10 protein-coding genes are annotated in these 16,587 nt (G+C 73.9%); 2 read left to right on the top strand and 8 right to left on the bottom strand.

Going from position 1 to position 16,587, the window contains the following annotated elements; all coding sequences use genetic code 11:
• Position 1: 1 nt before the first annotated feature.
• The 3 genes from FB455_RS15485 to FB455_RS15495 all read right to left on the bottom strand — a co-directional run bounded on the left by FB455_RS15485 (position 2) and on the right by FB455_RS15495 (position 3,308).
• Positions 2 to 415 carry a DUF4260 domain-containing protein gene (locus FB455_RS15485; RefSeq protein WP_013287053.1) on the bottom strand — a complete coding sequence of 138 codons (414 nt, stop codon included), beginning with the start codon at positions 413 to 415 and terminating at the stop codon, positions 2 to 4.
• A 143-nt stretch (positions 416 to 558) separates the two neighbouring features.
• The gene (locus FB455_RS15490) at positions 559 to 2,043 is read right to left on the bottom strand and encodes a class I adenylate-forming enzyme family protein (protein ID WP_013287052.1); all 1,485 of its coding nucleotides are present in this window, start codon (positions 2,041 to 2,043) and stop codon (positions 559 to 561) included.
• A 23-nt stretch (positions 2,044 to 2,066) separates the two neighbouring features.
• Positions 2,067 to 3,308 carry a hydroxymethylglutaryl-CoA synthase family protein gene (locus tag FB455_RS15495; protein WP_013287051.1) on the bottom strand — a complete coding sequence of 414 codons (1,242 nt, stop codon included), beginning with the start codon at positions 3,306 to 3,308 and terminating at the stop codon, positions 2,067 to 2,069.
• A 126-nt stretch (positions 3,309 to 3,434) separates the two neighbouring features.
• Here FB455_RS15495 and FB455_RS15500 point away from each other — a divergent pair, with 126 nt between their 5' ends.
• Positions 3,435 to 3,974, top strand: coding sequence for a DUF1697 domain-containing protein (locus tag FB455_RS15500; RefSeq protein WP_013287050.1), 540 nt, complete (start codon positions 3,435 to 3,437; stop codon positions 3,972 to 3,974).
• An 11-nt stretch (positions 3,975 to 3,985) separates the two neighbouring features.
• Here FB455_RS15500 and FB455_RS15505 read toward each other — a convergent pair whose 3' ends face one another.
• The 5 genes from FB455_RS15505 to FB455_RS15525 form a co-directional block, all read right to left on the bottom strand.
• Entirely contained in the window at positions 3,986 to 5,266 is a 1,281-nt protein-coding gene (locus FB455_RS15505; RefSeq protein WP_013287049.1) for a cation:proton antiporter, read from the bottom strand.
• The gene (locus FB455_RS15510; protein ID WP_013287048.1) at positions 5,263 to 6,024 is read right to left on the bottom strand and encodes a Crp/Fnr family transcriptional regulator; all 762 of its coding nucleotides are present in this window, start codon (positions 6,022 to 6,024) and stop codon (positions 5,263 to 5,265) included. The genes FB455_RS15505 and FB455_RS15510 overlap by 4 nt, the downstream gene beginning before the upstream one ends.
• A gap of 554 nt (positions 6,025 to 6,578) precedes the next feature.
• Positions 6,579 to 8,786 carry an acyltransferase domain-containing protein gene (locus FB455_RS15515; protein WP_013287047.1) on the bottom strand — a complete coding sequence of 736 codons (2,208 nt, stop codon included), beginning with the start codon at positions 8,784 to 8,786 and terminating at the stop codon, positions 6,579 to 6,581.
• Positions 8,783 to 9,541, bottom strand: coding sequence for an enoyl-CoA hydratase-related protein (locus FB455_RS15520; protein WP_013287046.1), 759 nt, complete (start codon positions 9,539 to 9,541; stop codon positions 8,783 to 8,785). The genes FB455_RS15515 and FB455_RS15520 overlap by 4 nt, the downstream gene beginning before the upstream one ends.
• Positions 9,542 to 9,547: 6 nt before the next feature.
• Positions 9,548 to 10,426, bottom strand: a complete 879-nt coding sequence (locus FB455_RS15525; RefSeq protein ID WP_013287045.1) for a DUF6039 family protein — start codon at positions 10,424 to 10,426, stop codon at positions 9,548 to 9,550.
• Between the two features lie 198 nt (positions 10,427 to 10,624).
• Here FB455_RS15525 and FB455_RS15530 point away from each other — a divergent pair, with 198 nt between their 5' ends.
• A complete protein-coding gene (locus FB455_RS15530; RefSeq protein WP_030268220.1) occupies positions 10,625 to 16,585 on the top strand; it encodes an SDR family NAD(P)-dependent oxidoreductase in 5,961 nt (1,986 codons plus the stop codon).
• Positions 16,586 to 16,587: the final 2 nt, after the last annotated feature.

The following is a 16,587-nucleotide window of genomic DNA, read 5'->3' on the forward strand; positions in this document are numbered from 1 at the left end:
GTCAGCGTTCGTCGGTGGACGATCCGGCACGCCGGGCCTTTCCGATCAGGCCGAGGTGGGTGTGCTCGAACCCCTCGGTCGTCTTGAGGCCGTAGCCCAGGGCGCGGTCGACGGCGATGTGGAACGCCCACGCGACGGCCAGGACTCCCAGCCAGTCGATCCGGTCGCCGGACGCGGCCGCTGCCACTGCCACCGCGCCGAGCGCCGCCGGCAGCGTGTACGAGTGCGCCACGTTGTAGCAGACGGCGCCGACGCGCGGCCCGCGCAGGTAGCCGAGCATGGACAGGTCGAAGACGAGGAAGAGGGCGAGCAGCGACCACCACGGGTACCCGGCCGCGACGGTCACGACGACGGCGAGGGCCGCGACGGCGACGGCCTCCACGCGCTGCGCCGCGACCGGGTTCAACTGCGGCATCTCCCACCTCGATGTCTGTCAGTGGCCCTTGCGCAGGCCCGAGCCCCCCGGTGGCCGGGGTGGTCGGAGGCAGCCGGCTCGTGCCGCCACCAGCTCTGACAGGGTACGCGGCGGAGGCCGTGCGCCGGCGGCAACCGCGACGGTCAGCCGCCGAAGCGTTGCCGCAACTGGTACTTCAGCACCTTGCCGGTGCCGCCGCGGGGCAGCGCGTCGAGGCGGTGGATGCGGGCGGGGACCTGGTGCGGCTCCAGCCGCTCGGCGAGGAACGCGGCGAGCGTCGCGTCGTCCAGGGCCGGGTCGGCCGCCACGACGGCGGCGACGATCTCGCCGTGCTCGGGGTCGGGCAGCGCGACGACTGTGGCCTCGCGTACCGAGGGGTGGTCGTAGAGTGCGGCCTCGACCTCCAGCGACGACACGAGCTTCCCGTCGGTGGTGATGACGTCGGTCATCCGGTCGAACAGGAACAGCTCGCCGTCGGCGGTGGCGCGTCCGAGGTCGCGGGTGCGGGTCCACCCGCCGGCGTGCACGCGGGCGTTGAGCGCCTGGTCGAGGTACAGCCGCTTGGGCGCCTCGCAGCGCAGCCACACCTCGCCGAGTTCGCCCGGCGGCAGCGGCTCGCCCTGCTGGTCGACGACGCGCATCTCGGTGCCGCGTCCGGGGCGTCCCAGCCACATCGGCCGGTCCGGGTCGACGTTGCCCAGGATGATCGCCGGCACCGCCTCGGACTGCGCGTAGGCGTTGGCGATGGTGGCGTTCGGCATGGCCGCGAGGAGGTCGCGGGCGATGCGCGGCGGCATGATCGCCGATGCGTTGCCGATGGTCTTGACCGAGCCGAGGTCGTAGCGGTCCTGCGGGCGGATGGCGGCGAGCCGGATCGCGGTCCACGGGGTGAGGATGAGGGTCGCGCAGCCGTGCGTGGCGAGCAGGCGGGCGATCTCCTCCGGGTCGTCCGGTGAGCACACGATCAGCGGTGACGGCGTCGTGGTGGCCAGCACCGCGACAGTCGTCGCGCTCGACGTGGTGCCCAGCGGCATCGGCGCGAGCAGCGGTGCTGGGTCGACCAGCTGCCCGAGGGCGGCGGACCCGCGCCCGTACGTGAGGTTGCCGTGCGGGTTGGTGAACGGCTTCGCCGGGCCGGTGGTGCCGGAGGTGTAGAGGATGTCGGAGATGTCCTCGGGGGTGACGCCGGTGTCGACGGCGGCGGAGTCGCCCTGGTCGAGGTCCGCGACGACCACCGACCAGCGTCCGGCGTCGTCCCGCCACGGCGGGAGCGCCGCGCCGCGGATCACACCGGCCACCGCACACTGGTCGAACCGGCGGCGCAGCTCCACCGCCGGCATCGTGTCGTTCACGTGTACGGCGGTGGCGCCGGCCTTGAGCACGCCGAGGTAGGCGACGGCGTAGTCGATCCAGTCGTCGCCGCCGAACAGCAGCGCCACCCGGGCGCCCCGCCCGGTGCCGCCGAGCCGGTCGAGCACCGCGCGGGCGACGGCGTTCGAGCGCCGGTCCCAGTCCCGGTAGGTGATCGCCGTCTTGCCGCGGACGTTTATCGCCTCCTGCTCGGGCATCAGGCCGGTGCGGTGCCGGAGCAGGTCGGGTACGACGACCGCGGACGTGGGCACACTCATGGGTCCTCCCTCGGATGGCGCGCTCAACTCCACCGGTACACGCGGTGGAAGTCTTCGATCCGGTCGAGCAGCAGCAGGCCCCGGCCGGCCACGTGGCTGTCCAGGACGGACCGGTAGGGGCCGGTGTCCAGGACGGCGTCGCGGACGCCGAAGGCGCGGTCGGCGGTGTGCCGGCTCCATTCGTCGAACTCGGCGACTGTGAGCCGGCGGCGTTCCTCGACGGCGCGGGCGAGCGGGCGGGCCGCGAGCCGGCCGGCGGCGCGCTCGGTGACGACGCCGCTGAAGAACTCGGACCCGCAGCCGGAGCCGTAGGAGAACAGGCCGATCCGGCGGGCCACCGTGAAGTCGGCGTGGTCGATCAGCGAACACAGCGCGAGGTAGAGCGAACCGGAGTAGAGATTGCCGATCTGGCTCGTGTACGACAGCGACGGGGCCACCCGCGCCGCGAAGTCCCTGTCGATGTCGGCCGGCGCCATGCGCTTGGTCTTGCGCAGCAGCGTGCGGTGGGCGCCCTTGACCATCCCGGCGAAGGGGATGTGGAAGACGAGGTGGTCGAACGTGGTGACGATGTCGGCGCCCTCGACGCGGTCCCGGTAGGCGGCGAAGCACCGTTCCAGACAGGTGAGATAGGCGAGCAGGGACAGGTCGGAGTTCACCACGTCGACGTCCGGCCGGGGCCGCAGCGTGTCCATCACCTCCTGGGTGTGGTACCCGCTGGCGCCCAGGTCGAGCCGCAGCACGTCGGGCGTACGGCTGACCAGCATCGCGACCGCGCCGGCGCCCTCCGACGGCTCGAAGTAGCTGCCGGCCGCCGCGACGCCGGCGATGTCGGTGGCGATCACGAGCGCCCGCGCGTCCGGCGCCGGGCTCGCGGCGATGATCGCCGCCGCGCTCTGCAGGGCGGCGGTGCCGCCGTAGCAGGCGTGCTTGACCTCGAACGACCGGCAGCGCGGCGGCAGGCCGAGGAGGTCGTGGACATAGGTGCTGATCGGCTTGCCGAAGTCGAGCCCCGACTCGGTGGCCACCACCACCAGCTCGATCGCCTCCCGCTGCTCTGGCGACAGGGCGTCGACCAGTGGCCGGGCGGCGTTGACCGCGTGGGTCACCTGGTCCTCGCAGGGCAGGCTCACCGACCGGCGGCGCATCATCAGGTTCGGCAGCCGCGACGGGTCCAGGCCGCGCGCCTCGAACAGGCTGGGCACGTCGACGTACGCCCGGCCGGGGTAGACGTGGAGATCCTCGATGCCGACCGCCGTGGTGATCATCCTCGGGCCTCTCCTCTTCGTGGATCCCTCACCGCCGCGGTCCCTGACGTTGTACGACCGCGGGCCGGGCGTGTCTGCTCAGAGTTGAGCGCCCGCGATCGGCCCGGCCGGTTACCATCCCGGGTCATGACGAGATACGTCGCTCTGTTGCGTGCGGTGAACATCGGTGGCGGTAGCTCGATGGTGATGACGGAGCTGAAAGAGGTCTTCGTCTCCTGCGGCTTCGACGGCGTGGCCACGTACATCCAGAGCGGCAACGTCGTGTTCGGCTGCCCCGAGACCGACGAGGTCGCGATCCTGGCCGAGATCGACAGGGGCATCAAGCAGCGGTGGGGTCGCGACGTGCCGGTGCTGCTGCGCAGCCTGGACGAGCTCGACGCGATGATCGCCGCCAACCCGTATCTCGACGTGCAGACGGACCACACGAAGCTGCTCGTCACCATGCTCAGCGGCGACCCCGGCGCGGACAAGCAGGCGGCGCTCGCCGCCCCGCCCGGCGAGAGCGGCACGCTGACGCTGCTCGGCCGCGACGTGTTCGTGCACGTTCCCGACGGGTACGGGCGCAGCAAGCTCAGCAACGCCTTCGTGGAGAAGAAGACCGGTGTGGTCGGGACGACCCGCAACTGGCGCTCGGTGCTGAAGCTGCGCGACATGGCGGCGTCCTGACCGCGTACCCGTCATCGCGGGCTCACCATTGACGGGCCGGACACGGCGCCCGAGGCGCTGTCACCGGCGTCGGCGGCCCGCACGAACCGGTCCGCCAACGACAGCAGCGGGCCGGTGAGAAGCGTCGTGACCAGCGCCATGATGAGCAGGGCGAGGAACAGCGGCGGGCTGAGGATGCCGGCCTGGAACGCGACCTGGAGCACGATGAGCTCGGTGAGCCCGCGCGTGTTGAGCAGGATGCCGATCCGTGTCGCCTCTGCGGGAGAGCAGCCGCCGAGCCGGCTGCCGAGATAGCCGCCGCCGATCTTCCCGGCGAGTCCGAGGACGAGCACGACGACCACCAGCGACCACGGCGTGCTGGCGACCGCGCCGGTCAGCGCGGTGAGCCCGGCGCTCACGAAGAAGATCGGCAGCAGCGACCGCCCGAGCCGCGACACGGCGGCGGTCGGCGCGTCCCAGGGCTCGCCGGGCGGCACCGCCAGGCCGACCAGGATCGCGCCGAACACCGCGGTCAGCCCGAGGAGGTGGACGCCGAAGCCGACCACGAGAGCCACCACGCCGAGCACCACGGCACTGGCGGCCGGCCACCGGCCGCACCACAGTGCCGCCCGGGCGCGGCGCAGCACCCATCGGATCCCGCCGGCCAGCAGCAACGCGCCGGCGAGGACCGCCATCGCGCGGCCGAAGGTCGCGGGGTCTCCGGCGCCCAGCCCGACGGCCAGGGACAGCAGCAGCCAGCCGACGACGTCGACGACCACGGCGGCGGCCAGCGCGAGGGCCCCGGCCGTCGTCTCTGTCAGGCCCCGCTCGGTCAGCAGCCGCGCCAGCACCGGTACGGCGGTGATGGACAGCGTCACCGCGACGCCCAGCACGAAGGCCGGCATCGGCGCGTCGCCGCGTACGGCCGGTCCGGCGACGAACTGGACCCACAGTGCGACGAGCACCCCGCAGGCCAGCGCCGGGACGAGCGCACCGGCGGTCACCCAGGCCAGCCTGCGGTCGTCGCGCGCCGGCCCGACCCGCAGCTCACGCGCGAGGCCGACCAGGAAGAGCACCAGGGCACCCTCGGCGACCAGGCGCAGGAGTGCGCGTATGTCCTCCGGCAGCACCGCCGCCAGCCCGTCGTGACCGGCGAACAGGACGAGGGCCGGGCCGACGAGGAGACCGGCGACGATCTCCCCGATCACCGGCGGCTGCCGCAACAGCCGCGCCACGGCTCGTCCGGTCCCGCCGACGAGCAGCAGCGCCACGAGCAGCGCGGCTCCGTGCAGGAGGACCAGGACGGCGCTCATGCGGACAGTTCCCGGTCGCCGCGCAGCAGGCGTGCGCCGTTCACCGGCCGGATCGGCTCGGCGCCCCACCGGGCGGGCTCGTACTGTCCGCACTCCACGTACCGGGTCAGCGCCGGCTCGTTGATCAGGAGATATCCGCCGGGCAGCTGATCCACCAGCTTCGCCGCGCGGAAGTGCTTGAGGAACAGCCCGACGCGGGACCGGGTGGTGCCGACCATGCTGGCCAGCTCCTCCTGGGTGATCTTCGCGTCGATCTGCATGCCGAGGTTGAGCCGCCGGCCCACCTTGCGGGCGAGTCGCAGCAGCGTCGCGGCCAGCCGGTGTTCGCTGTCCATGGTGACCAGTTGGGTGATGGCCTGCTGCTGGTCGAGCAGCTTGGCCATGAGGAACCGGGTGAAGTGCCAGTTGAGCTGTTCGTCGCTGCTCAGCAGGTCGAACAGCTTCGCCGAGTTGACTCTCCTGATCACACTGTCGCGCATGGCCCGGGCGGTGTCGTGGCGTGGCCCGCCGAGCAGGCCGAGCTCGCCGAACATGTCGCCCCGTGTGTGGATCGACAGCAGGCACTGCTTGCCGTCCGCGGAGGACGCGATGGTCTTGAACTGGCCGACCTCCACGAGGTACATCCGCAGATCGTGGTCGCCGGAGTTGTACGCGGCCCCGCCTCGCGGGACGTGTGTGCGGACGGCGAAAGTCGGGTCGTCCCGGATCAGCCGATGCAGCTCGTTACGCAAACTGGTGGTGGCGCCGGCGATTCGCAAGGAGGCCTCCTGGCGCCCGATGTCGTGGCTCGGGCGTGTTGTCAGGTTCCTGATCATTCGCTGGTGAAATGCGTGACGCTATCAATCGTTGACAGTACAGCCGCAACGCCGGCAAGTATTTCTTCAGCCGGTGTCGGCAAACTGTCGGAATTGCAATACGGCCCGTGCCGGCCGTTCGTCCCGTCGGTCGTGCTCGGCATGCCGCGCGCCCGGCGCTGAGGCGACTCACCTGCATTTCCGCAGGCAGGAGCGCTTGATCTGGGCGGCGGCATGGCGCGACCTACGATGTCCATCTATCTGTGGTGTCTGGTTTCTTCCATGTTCGGGACGCGTTCATCCAGTGAAGCAAATGCATGCAAGGGGCCTTTCGGGGGTGTGGGCGAGGGTTGCGCATACTGCTTGATTGAGCCGTATTAATGCCCGCCGCCATCGTAACTAATTGGGTGGCGGGTGTCTACGCAGCGCAATGACCAGGCATTTTGCGACCTCGGTTGGGTTCGTAGGGGGTGATTGTCAGCGGAATGGGAGTCGGCTGGCCTTTTTAATGATTTAGGTCAATTTGCCTCGCTGAGCAGCCGCTCGGTGACCGACTCGGCGTGCCGGGCGCGCCAGTCGGCCAGCGGCTCCGCCGCGACGAGCCGGTTGAACGCCCCGACGTCGGTGGAGGCCGGCACCCGGTAGTTCAGCCGCTGACCCGGCGTTCCGCGCAGGGCCGCGGCGGTGGCCTCCCGGCAGTAGGCGGCGCAGACCGACGCGAGCACGCGCCGGTCGTCCCGCCCCGCGACGCCGAGATCGGCGCGCACGTCGTCCAGCGGGCGGCCGAAGTGCGTCCGCTCCAACTCGGCGAGCCGCCGCGGGCCGACGTCGGCCAGCCGGTCGTAGCGCAGGAACATCCGGTACAGCTCCTCGGCACGAGCGGCGAACAGGGTGCCCCGGTGCGCCACCGGAGACCGCGCGCCGAGCTCGAACAGGTCCGGATCGGGCGCCTCACGGATGTCGGTGACGTCGAGCGCGGCGAGCAGATCCTTCGCCGCGTCCGACGTGGCGGCCTCGGCGGTGCACTGGTTCACCGTCGTCGTGACGACGAAGTCGGCCCCGAGCGCGAAGGCGGCGGCGACGGCCGCCGGGGTGCCCACCCCGGCCACCCCGATCCGCGCCCCCGGCGCCTCCCGGTCGCGTAGGGCCACCAGAGCCGGCACCAGCGCATGGGCGTCCCGTTCGACTGCCACGTCGGTGGCGACCGCCTCCCGTGCCGCCGCGCCCGCTGCTCCGCCGTCCAGGTGCCCGGCGGCGGCCAGCGCCCGTACCGTCGCCGGGTCGGCGGGGCGCAGGAACCGGACCGCCGTGGCCAGATCCGGGGCACGGACCAGGACCTGCCGGGGACCGTCGCCGTAGCGGAACCGCACGAGCTGCGGCGACACCACGGCGAGCGGACCGGTGACCTCCACATGGCGGACGTCGTGGGCGAGGTACAGGTCGCACAGCGCCCGCTCGTCACCACCGGACGGCCAGGCCATGCCGTACCGGCGGACGTCGCGAAGCTCGGCCAGCGCGGCCCTGATCTCCGGCGGCGCCAGACCCTGGGCGCCGAAGAAGCCGAGCAGTCCGGCCTCCGACAGCCGTCGCAGGAACGCCGGCGACGTGACGCCGAACGGGGACGACCCGGCCAGGCAGGCGTACCGGATGCCGTAGTCGGACCGCAGCCCGGGCGAGCCCGCCGGGCGCGGACGCGACGCGGTGGCCGGCGGTGGGCCGAGGGCGGGACCTCGCGCCACCGGCGCGGCCGGCGCAGTCACCGGAAGCGCGGCCGGCGCGGCGGGCGCGACCGACGTCGCTGGCGGGGGCGGCGGGACCGGCGCGGGCGGCGGGACGGGCGCGGCGGGCGCGAGCGGCCCGCCGGGAGCGGGTGCCGGCAGGCTCCCGGCGGCCCGGCGCCACATCTTGGTCAGCACCTCACCGGGACCGACCTCGACCGGCTCGGTCACCCCCGACCGGGCCAGCAGGCACATCGTGTCCCACCACCGGACCGGCTCGACGAAGTGCCGCAGCAGCGTGCCCGGGATCTCGCCCGGGACGTGGGGCGCCCCGGTCACGTTGCTCACCACCGGGATCGACGGCGGGCCCGGCGTGACGTCGCGCAGGGCCACCGCGAACGCCTCCGCGGCGCCGGCCATGAACCGGGAGTGCGCCGGCACGCTGACCGCCAGCGGCACGCACCGGCCCGTACCGAGCCGCGGCACGGCGTCGACGACCGCGCGGATGCCCGCCGTGCTGCCGGCCAGCACGAACTGGTCGGGCAGGTTGTGGTTGGCGAGGTCGACGTCCGGGATCCCGGCCAGCAGCTCCGTCACCCGCGACAGCGGCAGGCCGAGCACCGCCACCATGCCGCCGCCGGTCACGCTCTCCATCAGCCGCCCACGGCGGACGACCAGGCTCAGCGCGCTGTCGAAGTCCAGGCAGCCGGCGAGGTGCAGCGCGGCGTACTCGCCGAGGCTGTGCCCGGCCACCACCTCGGGTGGCGGACGGCCGTCCGCCAGCGCGGCCCGGGCGGCCAGCACGCTGACCAGGAACACGGCCGGCTGCACGTACCGGGTGCGGCCGAGGTACTCGCCCCGGGCGTCCCGGCACAGCTGCGCCGGCGGCACGCCGATGAGCCGCTCGGCGGTGGCGCACTCGGCGGGGAAACGGTCCAGGAGACCCTCGCCCATGCCGGGATGCTGCGATCCCTGCCCCGGGAAGACCCACGCGCGCACGGCGATCACCGTTCCCAGGGGTAGCGGCCGTGCGCGACGAACTCCGTGATCCGCTGCCGCACCGCGGGCGCCGACATCAGCCGGCCGAACTCGGTGACCGCGTGGTCGCGCAGCCGGTCGTCGACGCCGGAGAACGCCCGGAAGTACCGCTTGGCGTCGCCGACGACCACCGGGTCGAGGCGGTTGAGCCGGAACAGCAGCTGCCGCAGCACCGTCTCGGGACGCTCGGCGACCTCGTCGACGAGATGGATCCGGTACGCCTCGGCCGCGGCGATCGTCTGCGTGCTCAACGTCGCGGCGTACGCCTTCTGGAACCCGACCCGCCGCACCAGGAACGGCAGCACGCAGCAGGGCAGCAACCCCCACAGCGCCTCCGGCAGCGCGAACGTGCTGCGGGCGGTGGCGTGCACGAAGTCGCTGGCGGCGACCAGCCCGACACCACCACCGGCGACCTGCCCGTCCACCTGGGCGATCACCACCCGCGGCACTGTGGTGAAGCGTTCCAGCAGGGCGAAGAACGCCGCGCCCCCGTCGGACGCGCCACCGTCACCGGCGGCGCTCTGGAAGTCCATGCCCGTGCTGAACACGCCGTCACGCCCGGCCAGGACCACCGCCCGGCAGGCGGCGTCGCCCTCGGCCTCGTCGAGTGCGGCGTGCAGCTCGCGCAGCGTCTCGTCGTCGATGCCGTTGCGCCGCTCCGGCCGGGCCAGCGTGACGCGCAACAGCCCGGGCTCGCGCCGGAGCTCGATCGTGCGGTACGCCATCGGAGCTCAGGCCGCGCCGCTCGGCACCTGCGGCAGCAGCAGCGTGTCGCGGATGCTGCCCTCGATGAACAGCCGGTCCCAGGTGCCGCCGCCCTTGGACTCGTGCAGCCGGCGCCGGCCGAACACCTCGGTGGCCATCTCCTTGCCGCGCTCCAGCTCGCGCAGCTCGTGGTAGTCGTCGACGCTGCGCAGGTGGATCAGCTGGAACAGGTGGTCCTGCTGGCCCCAGGTCTGCTCGTACAGCGTGGCGGTGACCCGGCCGGCGAGCCGCTCGTTGACGAAGTGCTGCCAGTGGGCCGCGTACATCCGGCCCTCCTCGCGGAACTCGTACTTGACGTCCGAGGTCCGCATGACGATCGCGCCGGCCGTCGCCGAGTTGATCTGCTGCTCCGGCGGCTGGTTGAGCTGGGACGAGGCGGGCGGCACGAAGGTCGCCGGCTCGGCGTCGTCGCCGTCGTGGTCCATCCCGTGCTGCGGTACGAGCACGTCCTCGTGCAGGCTGCGGTGGACGAAGATGCGGTCCCAGTTGCCGCCGCCCTTGTGCGGCAGCCGGTCCTCGTCGGAGATCCGGCGGAACTCCAGGTCGTGGTCGACCATGTTGAGCAGGATCCGGTAGTCCTGCGGGGACTTCAGGTGGATGAACCAGTGCATCCGGTCCCGGCCGCCGAACACCTCCTCGAAGGCGAACGACGTCGCCACGCCCTCCTGCGAGGTGTTGATGTACTGCAGCAGGTCCACGCTGAACTGGCGCCCCTCGGCGGCGAACCCGTAGGCCATCTGGCCGACCCGGTGCAGGATGAAGCCGGAGTTGAGCGTGTGCAGCACCCGCTCCAGCGGCAGCGACGATTGGTTCAGCGCGCGGTACGGCTCGACCGTCGTGGTCATCGGTTCGCTCCTCAGGTGAGATCGCCGGTTCCGGCCCGTTTCTACGGGGACGGCCGACGGCGTGTCTGCTCACGGTTGAGCGGGCGCCGGAAGCAACCGGCCTGCTCAAGGTTGAGCAGGCGAAGCCGGTACGACTGCCTAGCGTGATGACTCGGCCGGGATCCTCGGCCGTCGACCCTTCCCAGGCGGGCAGGTGCCGTGACGCAACAGACCGATCCAGCCCACGCCGTTGTCCTCTCCGCCGCCGATCCGGAGCGGCTACGCCGGTCCGCGCACCGGCTGCGCGAGCACGTCTCCACCGCGGACCCGGCGCTCGACCTCGCCGACGTGGCGTACACCACGCAGGTCGGCCGGATGCCGTTGCCGCACCGGCTCGCCGTGCGGTGCGCGAGCGTCGCGGACCTGGTCGGCGGACTCGACGCCTACCTGCGCGGCGAGGCCCGCGACGGGGTGCTGCACGGCGTCGCCGGGGCGCCGTTCGCGCCGGCCGCCGCGCCGACCGACGCCGACGCCGCCGCGGACTGGGTCGGCGGCGGCCTGGTCGACTGGCGGCGGTACTGGCCGGGACCACGCCCGCGGGTGCCGCTGCCCGGCTACCCCTTCGGTGCGGCGCCGCCGGCCCCGCCCGCCGCACGGCCGCGCGACCCGGCCGGGTCGCTGCGGGCCTATCTGGTCCAGGTGTACGCCGAGGTGTCCGGCCTGCCCGCCGAGTCCGTCGACCCGCTCCTGCCGCTGACCGAGCTGGGCCTGTCGTCGTTCCTCGTGACGCGACTGACCGCCCGGCTGGAGAACGACCTGGGCGAGCGGTCGCGGACGCTGTTCTTCGAGCACGCCACCCTTGGAGAGGTCGCCGCGGCGCTGGCGGCGGCCGGCCGCACGGCTCCCGCCGGCGCGGTTCCCGCCGAGCCCGCCGAGCCCGCCGAGTCCGCCGCACCTGCCGAGTCCGCCGCACCGCCCGCTGCGGACGTCGTGCCGGCGCCGGCCGTCGCCGTGGAGCGGGAGCCGGAGGAGGAGCGCGAGACGGAGATCGCGGTGATCGGCGTCGCGGGACGCTACCCGCGCTCGCCCGACCTCGACGCGTTCTGGGACAACCTCGCCGGCGGCCGCGACTGCGTCACCCCGCACCCGCCCGAACGCGCGCGGCCGGGATGGCCGACCCACCTCATGGACGGCGGGTACCTCGACGACGTCGACCGGTTCGATCCGCTGCTGTTCGGCATCACCCCCCGCGACGCCGCCCTGATGGACCCGCAGGAACGGCTGTTCCTCGAAGTGACCTGGGCCGCGCTGGAGAGCGCCGGATACACCCGCGCCCGGCTGCGGGAGCGGCACCAATCCTCGGTCGCCGTGTACGCGGGCGCGATGTGGAACGAGTACCCGCTGTTCGGGGCGGAGCGGACGCTGCGCGGCGTCCCGCAGGACTCCGGCGCGACGCTCGGCGGCATCGCCAACCGGGTGTCGTACTGCTTCGACCTGCACGGCCCGAGCCTCACCGTGGACACGATGTGCTCCTCCGCGCTGGTGGCGCTCGACCTGGCGGTGCAGAGCCTGCGGCGCGGCGAGGCCGAACTGGCGGTGGCCGGGGCCGTCAGCCTGTCGCTGCACCCGAACAAGTTCATCCAGCAGCACCGGATGAAGCTCACCGCGACCGACAGGCGCAGCCGGACCTTCGGCGCCGGCGGCGACGGGTTCGTGCCGGCCGAGGGGGTCGGCGCGCTGATCCTCAAGCCGCTGCGGCGGGCGCTGGACGACGGTGACCCGGTGCACGCCGTGATCCGCGGCACCGCCGTCGTCCACGCCGGACGGACGAACGGCTACATCGTGCCCAGCCCGGTCGCGCAGGCCGACGTGGTACGGCGGGCGCTGCGCGACGCCCGTACCGGACCCGCCGAGATCGGCTACGTGGAGGCACACGGCGCCGGCACGGCGCTCGGCGACCCGGTCGAGATCGACGGCCTGACCCGGGCGTACCGGGACGCGGCCGGGACCGACCTGCCGCCCGGCAGCATCCCGATCGGCTCGGTGAAGTCGACGATCGGGCACACCGAGGCCGCCGCCGGACTCGCCGGTCTCACCAAGGTCATCCTGCAACTGCGGCACGGCGTGCTCGCGCCGTCGCTGCACGCCGACGAACTCAACCCGAACATCCCCTGGGACGCCGTGCCGTTCCGGGTGCAGCGGCAGCGGGCCGAGTGGACCGGCCCCCGGGTCGCGGGCGTCAGCTCGTTCGGCGCCGGAGGGACCATCGCCCACGCGGTCGTCGCCGCGCCACCCGCCCGCACCCGCCCGGCCGCGCCGCCCGGCCCGCAGCTCGTCGTCCTGTCCGCCTACGACGAGGACCGCCTCGACGAGGTGGTGCGGCGGCTCGTCGCGTACCTGCGCCGGGACCGCGGACCGAGCACGGCGGACCTCGTCGCCGCGGTCCGGCGGATCGCCGCCGGGGAGCACCCCGGTTCGGCCGCCGACCACGCCGCCGCGCTGCTGGCGCACGACGGGCCGGCCCTCGCCGACATCGCCTACACGCTCCAGGTCGGCCGGGAGCCGCTGCGGCAGCGGCTGGCGGTCGTGGTCGAGGACGTCGCAACGTTGTGCGAGCGTCTCACCGCCTACCGCACCGATCCCGCCGTGCTGCGCGGGCGCGCGCCCGCCGCGCCGGACCCGGACGCCGTGCCGCCGGCCGGCGCGAGCCTGACCGACCTCGCCCGGCACTGGGTGGCCGGCGGAGCCGTCGACTGGGCCGCGCTCCACGAGCCGGGCCGGACGGTCGTGGACCTGCCGGCGTACCCGTTCGCCCGCATGCGGTGCTGGGTGCCGGAGGACACACCGGCCGGTGCCGGGCCGTCCGGCACGCAGGCGCCGACCGTCGCGGCGGCGCCGGACGCCGAGGTGCCGCTCTACGCCAAGGGGTGGGAGCCGGATCCCGATCCCGGGCCGGCCGCGTCGCCGGTGGCCGGGGTGATGCTGTGCGTCGGCGGCAGTCCCGATCTCGTCGCCCGTCTCGGCGGCCTGGCCGTGCACGACGTGGCGGACCTCGCCGCCGTGCTGTCCCGCGTGCCCGACGTCGGCGGGCTGGTCGGCCTGCCCGGCGGGCCCGGCTGGGAGACCCGGGTACGGATGGTGCAGCGGCTGCTGGCCGAGCGTCCCACCACGCCGTTGCGGATCCTGGAGACGGCCGTCGACGACGTCCGCACGGCCGGCTTCGTCAAGGTCCTCGGCGCCGAGTACGCCCGCGTCACCGCCACCGTGCTGCACACCGACCGGCCCGGCGACGACACCGATCTCGCCACCCGGATCCTCGCCGAATGGGTACGGGCCGACGCCTACGGCGAGGTCCGGTACGCCGACGGCCGGCGGTACCGGCCGCGCCTGGACCTCGTACCGGCGCCCCACGCGCCGCTGCGTTGCGACCCGGACGGGGCCTACCTGGTGACCGGCGGCACCCGGGGCGTCGGTGCGCTCGTCGCCCGGCACCTGGCCGGTCACGGCGCCCGGTCGATCGCCCTGGTCGGCGTCCACGCGGACACCGGCGTCGCGGACGACCTGCGCGCCCGCGGCGTGCGCGTGCTCCAGCACGCCGGCGGGTTCCCCGGTGTCGAGGAGTTCCTGCGGCAGGTCCGCGCGGAACTCGGCCCGCTGCGGGGCGTGGTGCACTGCGCCGGTGTGGAGAGCCGGGGCAACCCGGCGTTCCTGCACAAGGACCTGGCGGACGTCCGCGCGGCGATGGCGCCCAAGCTGGACGGTTTCGAGACCCTGGTGCCGCTGTGCGCCGCCGACCCGCTCGACTTCTTCCTGGTGTTCTCCTCGGTGTGCGCCACGGTGACCGGGCTGGCCGCCGGGGTCTCCGACTACGCCGCCGCGAACATCGCCGTCGACGAGCTGGTCCGCGCGCGGATCGCCGCCGGCCGTACGGAGTTCCGCTCGGTGGACTGGCCGCAGTGGGCACAGACCGGGTCCACGAGCGGACGCCCCAACCCGTGCGCGCCGGCCGGTCTCGCCCCGCTGGACGACGCCGCCGGACTACGCGTCGTCGACCGCGTGCTCGCCCTGCCGGCCGGCGCGGTGGTGCTGCCGTGCCCGCCGCTCGGCGACGCCCCCGACCCCGACGCCCTGCTGCGGCTGCGCCCGCGCCGCCCGGCGCCGACGTCACCCCCCGTCGTGGCAGGCGCTCCGGCCGCCGGTACGCCCGCCCCGGGCTCGGCGACAGCCTCGGTCCCAGCCCCGGCCTCGGTCCCGGCGCCGGCCCCAGCCTCGATCCCGGCCCCGGCCCCAGCCTCGGTCCCGGCCCCGGCGCCGGCGCCGGCCCTGACGACGGGCACGGCGACGGCCCCGCCGGGCTGGCTCGTGGGCATCTTCTCGGCGGCGCTGGGCATTCCCGAGCGCGACCTCGACCCGACCGTCGAGTTCGGCGACCTGGGCGTGGACTCGGTGCTCCTCGGCGAGCTGCTGATCCGCATCGAGGAGCGGCTCGGCACCCATCTCGACCCGGCGACGCTGCTGCTGCACCCCACGTTGGAGCGCCTCACCGCCCACCTCGGCGTGCAGGCCGCGACTCCCGAGCCCGAGCCGCCGACTGCGCCCGAGGCGGTGAACTCGCCCGGGCCGGTGGCTGCGCCCGTACCCGTGACTCCACCCGACGCGGTGACGGCGCCCGTACCCGTGACTGCGCCCGTACCCGTTGATGAGCCTGTGCCGACGGCGGCGCAGGCGGCGGTGGTCGCGGGCGGCGGCGCGCGGCCGGACCTGGACCGGCGGGTGGCGGTGATCGGCATGGCCTGCCGGTTCCCGGGAGCGACCGACGTCGTGACGCTGTGGGACAACCTGCTCCACGGGCGCTGCGCGGTCACCGAGGTGCCGGCCGAGCGGTGGGACCACCGCCGCTGGTACTCGCCCGAGCCCGGCCTCGGACGGTCGATCAGCAAGTGGGGCGGCTTCGTCGAGGGCATCGAGTGGTTCGACCCCGGCTACTTCGACATGAGCGACGACGAGGCGCGCTGCCTGGACCCGGCGATCCGGATGTTCCTGGAGGGCACCGCGGAGTGCCTGGCCGAGGCCGGGTACGCCCCGGACGAACTGCGCGGCCGGCGCGTCGCCGTCGTGGCCGGGGCGCGGCTGTCCGACTACGGCCGACGCGTCCCGATCCGCACCGACGTCCTGCGCTCCGACCAGAACTTCATCGCCGCCCGCGTCGCACACCACTTCGACCTGCGCGGCCCGAACCTGGTCGTCGACAGCGCCTGCTCGTCGTCGCTCGTCGCGGTGCAGGTCGCCTGCCGCAGCCTGCTCGCGGGGGAGTCGGAGCTGGCGGTCGTCGGCGGCGTCGAGGTGCTGCTGGACCCGGAGACGTACCTCGACCTGAGCGCCGCGCGGGCGCTGTCCCCGACCGGCCGGTGCTGGACGTTCGACGAACGCGCCGACGGCTTCGTGCCCGGCGAGGGCTGCGGCGTGGTGCTGCTCAAACCGCTGGCGGCCGCGCTCGCCGACGGCGACCGCGTCCACGCCGTGATCGACGGCGTGGCGGTGAACAACGACGGGCACACGATGGGCGTCACCACCCCCAGCCCCGCCGCCCAGGCCGACGTGGTCCGGCAGGCGCTGGCCGCCGCCGGCCGGCGCCCCGCCGACATCACGATGCTGGAGGCGCACGGCACCGGCACGCTCATCGGCGACCCGATCGAGCTGCGTGCCCTCAACGACGTCTTCGGCGACCGGCCCGGCGGCCGGATCGAGATCGGCAGCGTGAAGTCGAACCTGGGCCACCTGCTCAGCGCCGCCGGCATGGCCGGGCTGTTCAAGGTGGCGCTCGCCCTGGAACACGGCACGATCCCGCCGACGCTGTTCTGCGACACCCCGAACCCGCGGTTCGACTTCGACCGCTCACCGCTGCACCCCACCACGGAACCGGTCGGCTGGCCGGCCGGACGGGAACGCGTCGCCGGCGTCAGCTCGTTCGGCCTCGGCGGCACCAACGCCCACCTCGTACTCAGTGGCGCGCCGCCGGGGCCGGTACGCCGGGCGCCGCTGCCCCGCCCGGTGTTCCGGCGCAGGCGGCTGTGGCTCGACGGCGACGGCCCGGCCGGGGCGCCACCCCCGGCCCGGCCGGACACGGGCGAGCCGCTCACGGCGTCCCTGCTGCGACTGCAACTCGTCACCACCGACTGACC

The organism is Micromonospora sp. CNZ296 (genome assembly GCF_007827635.1).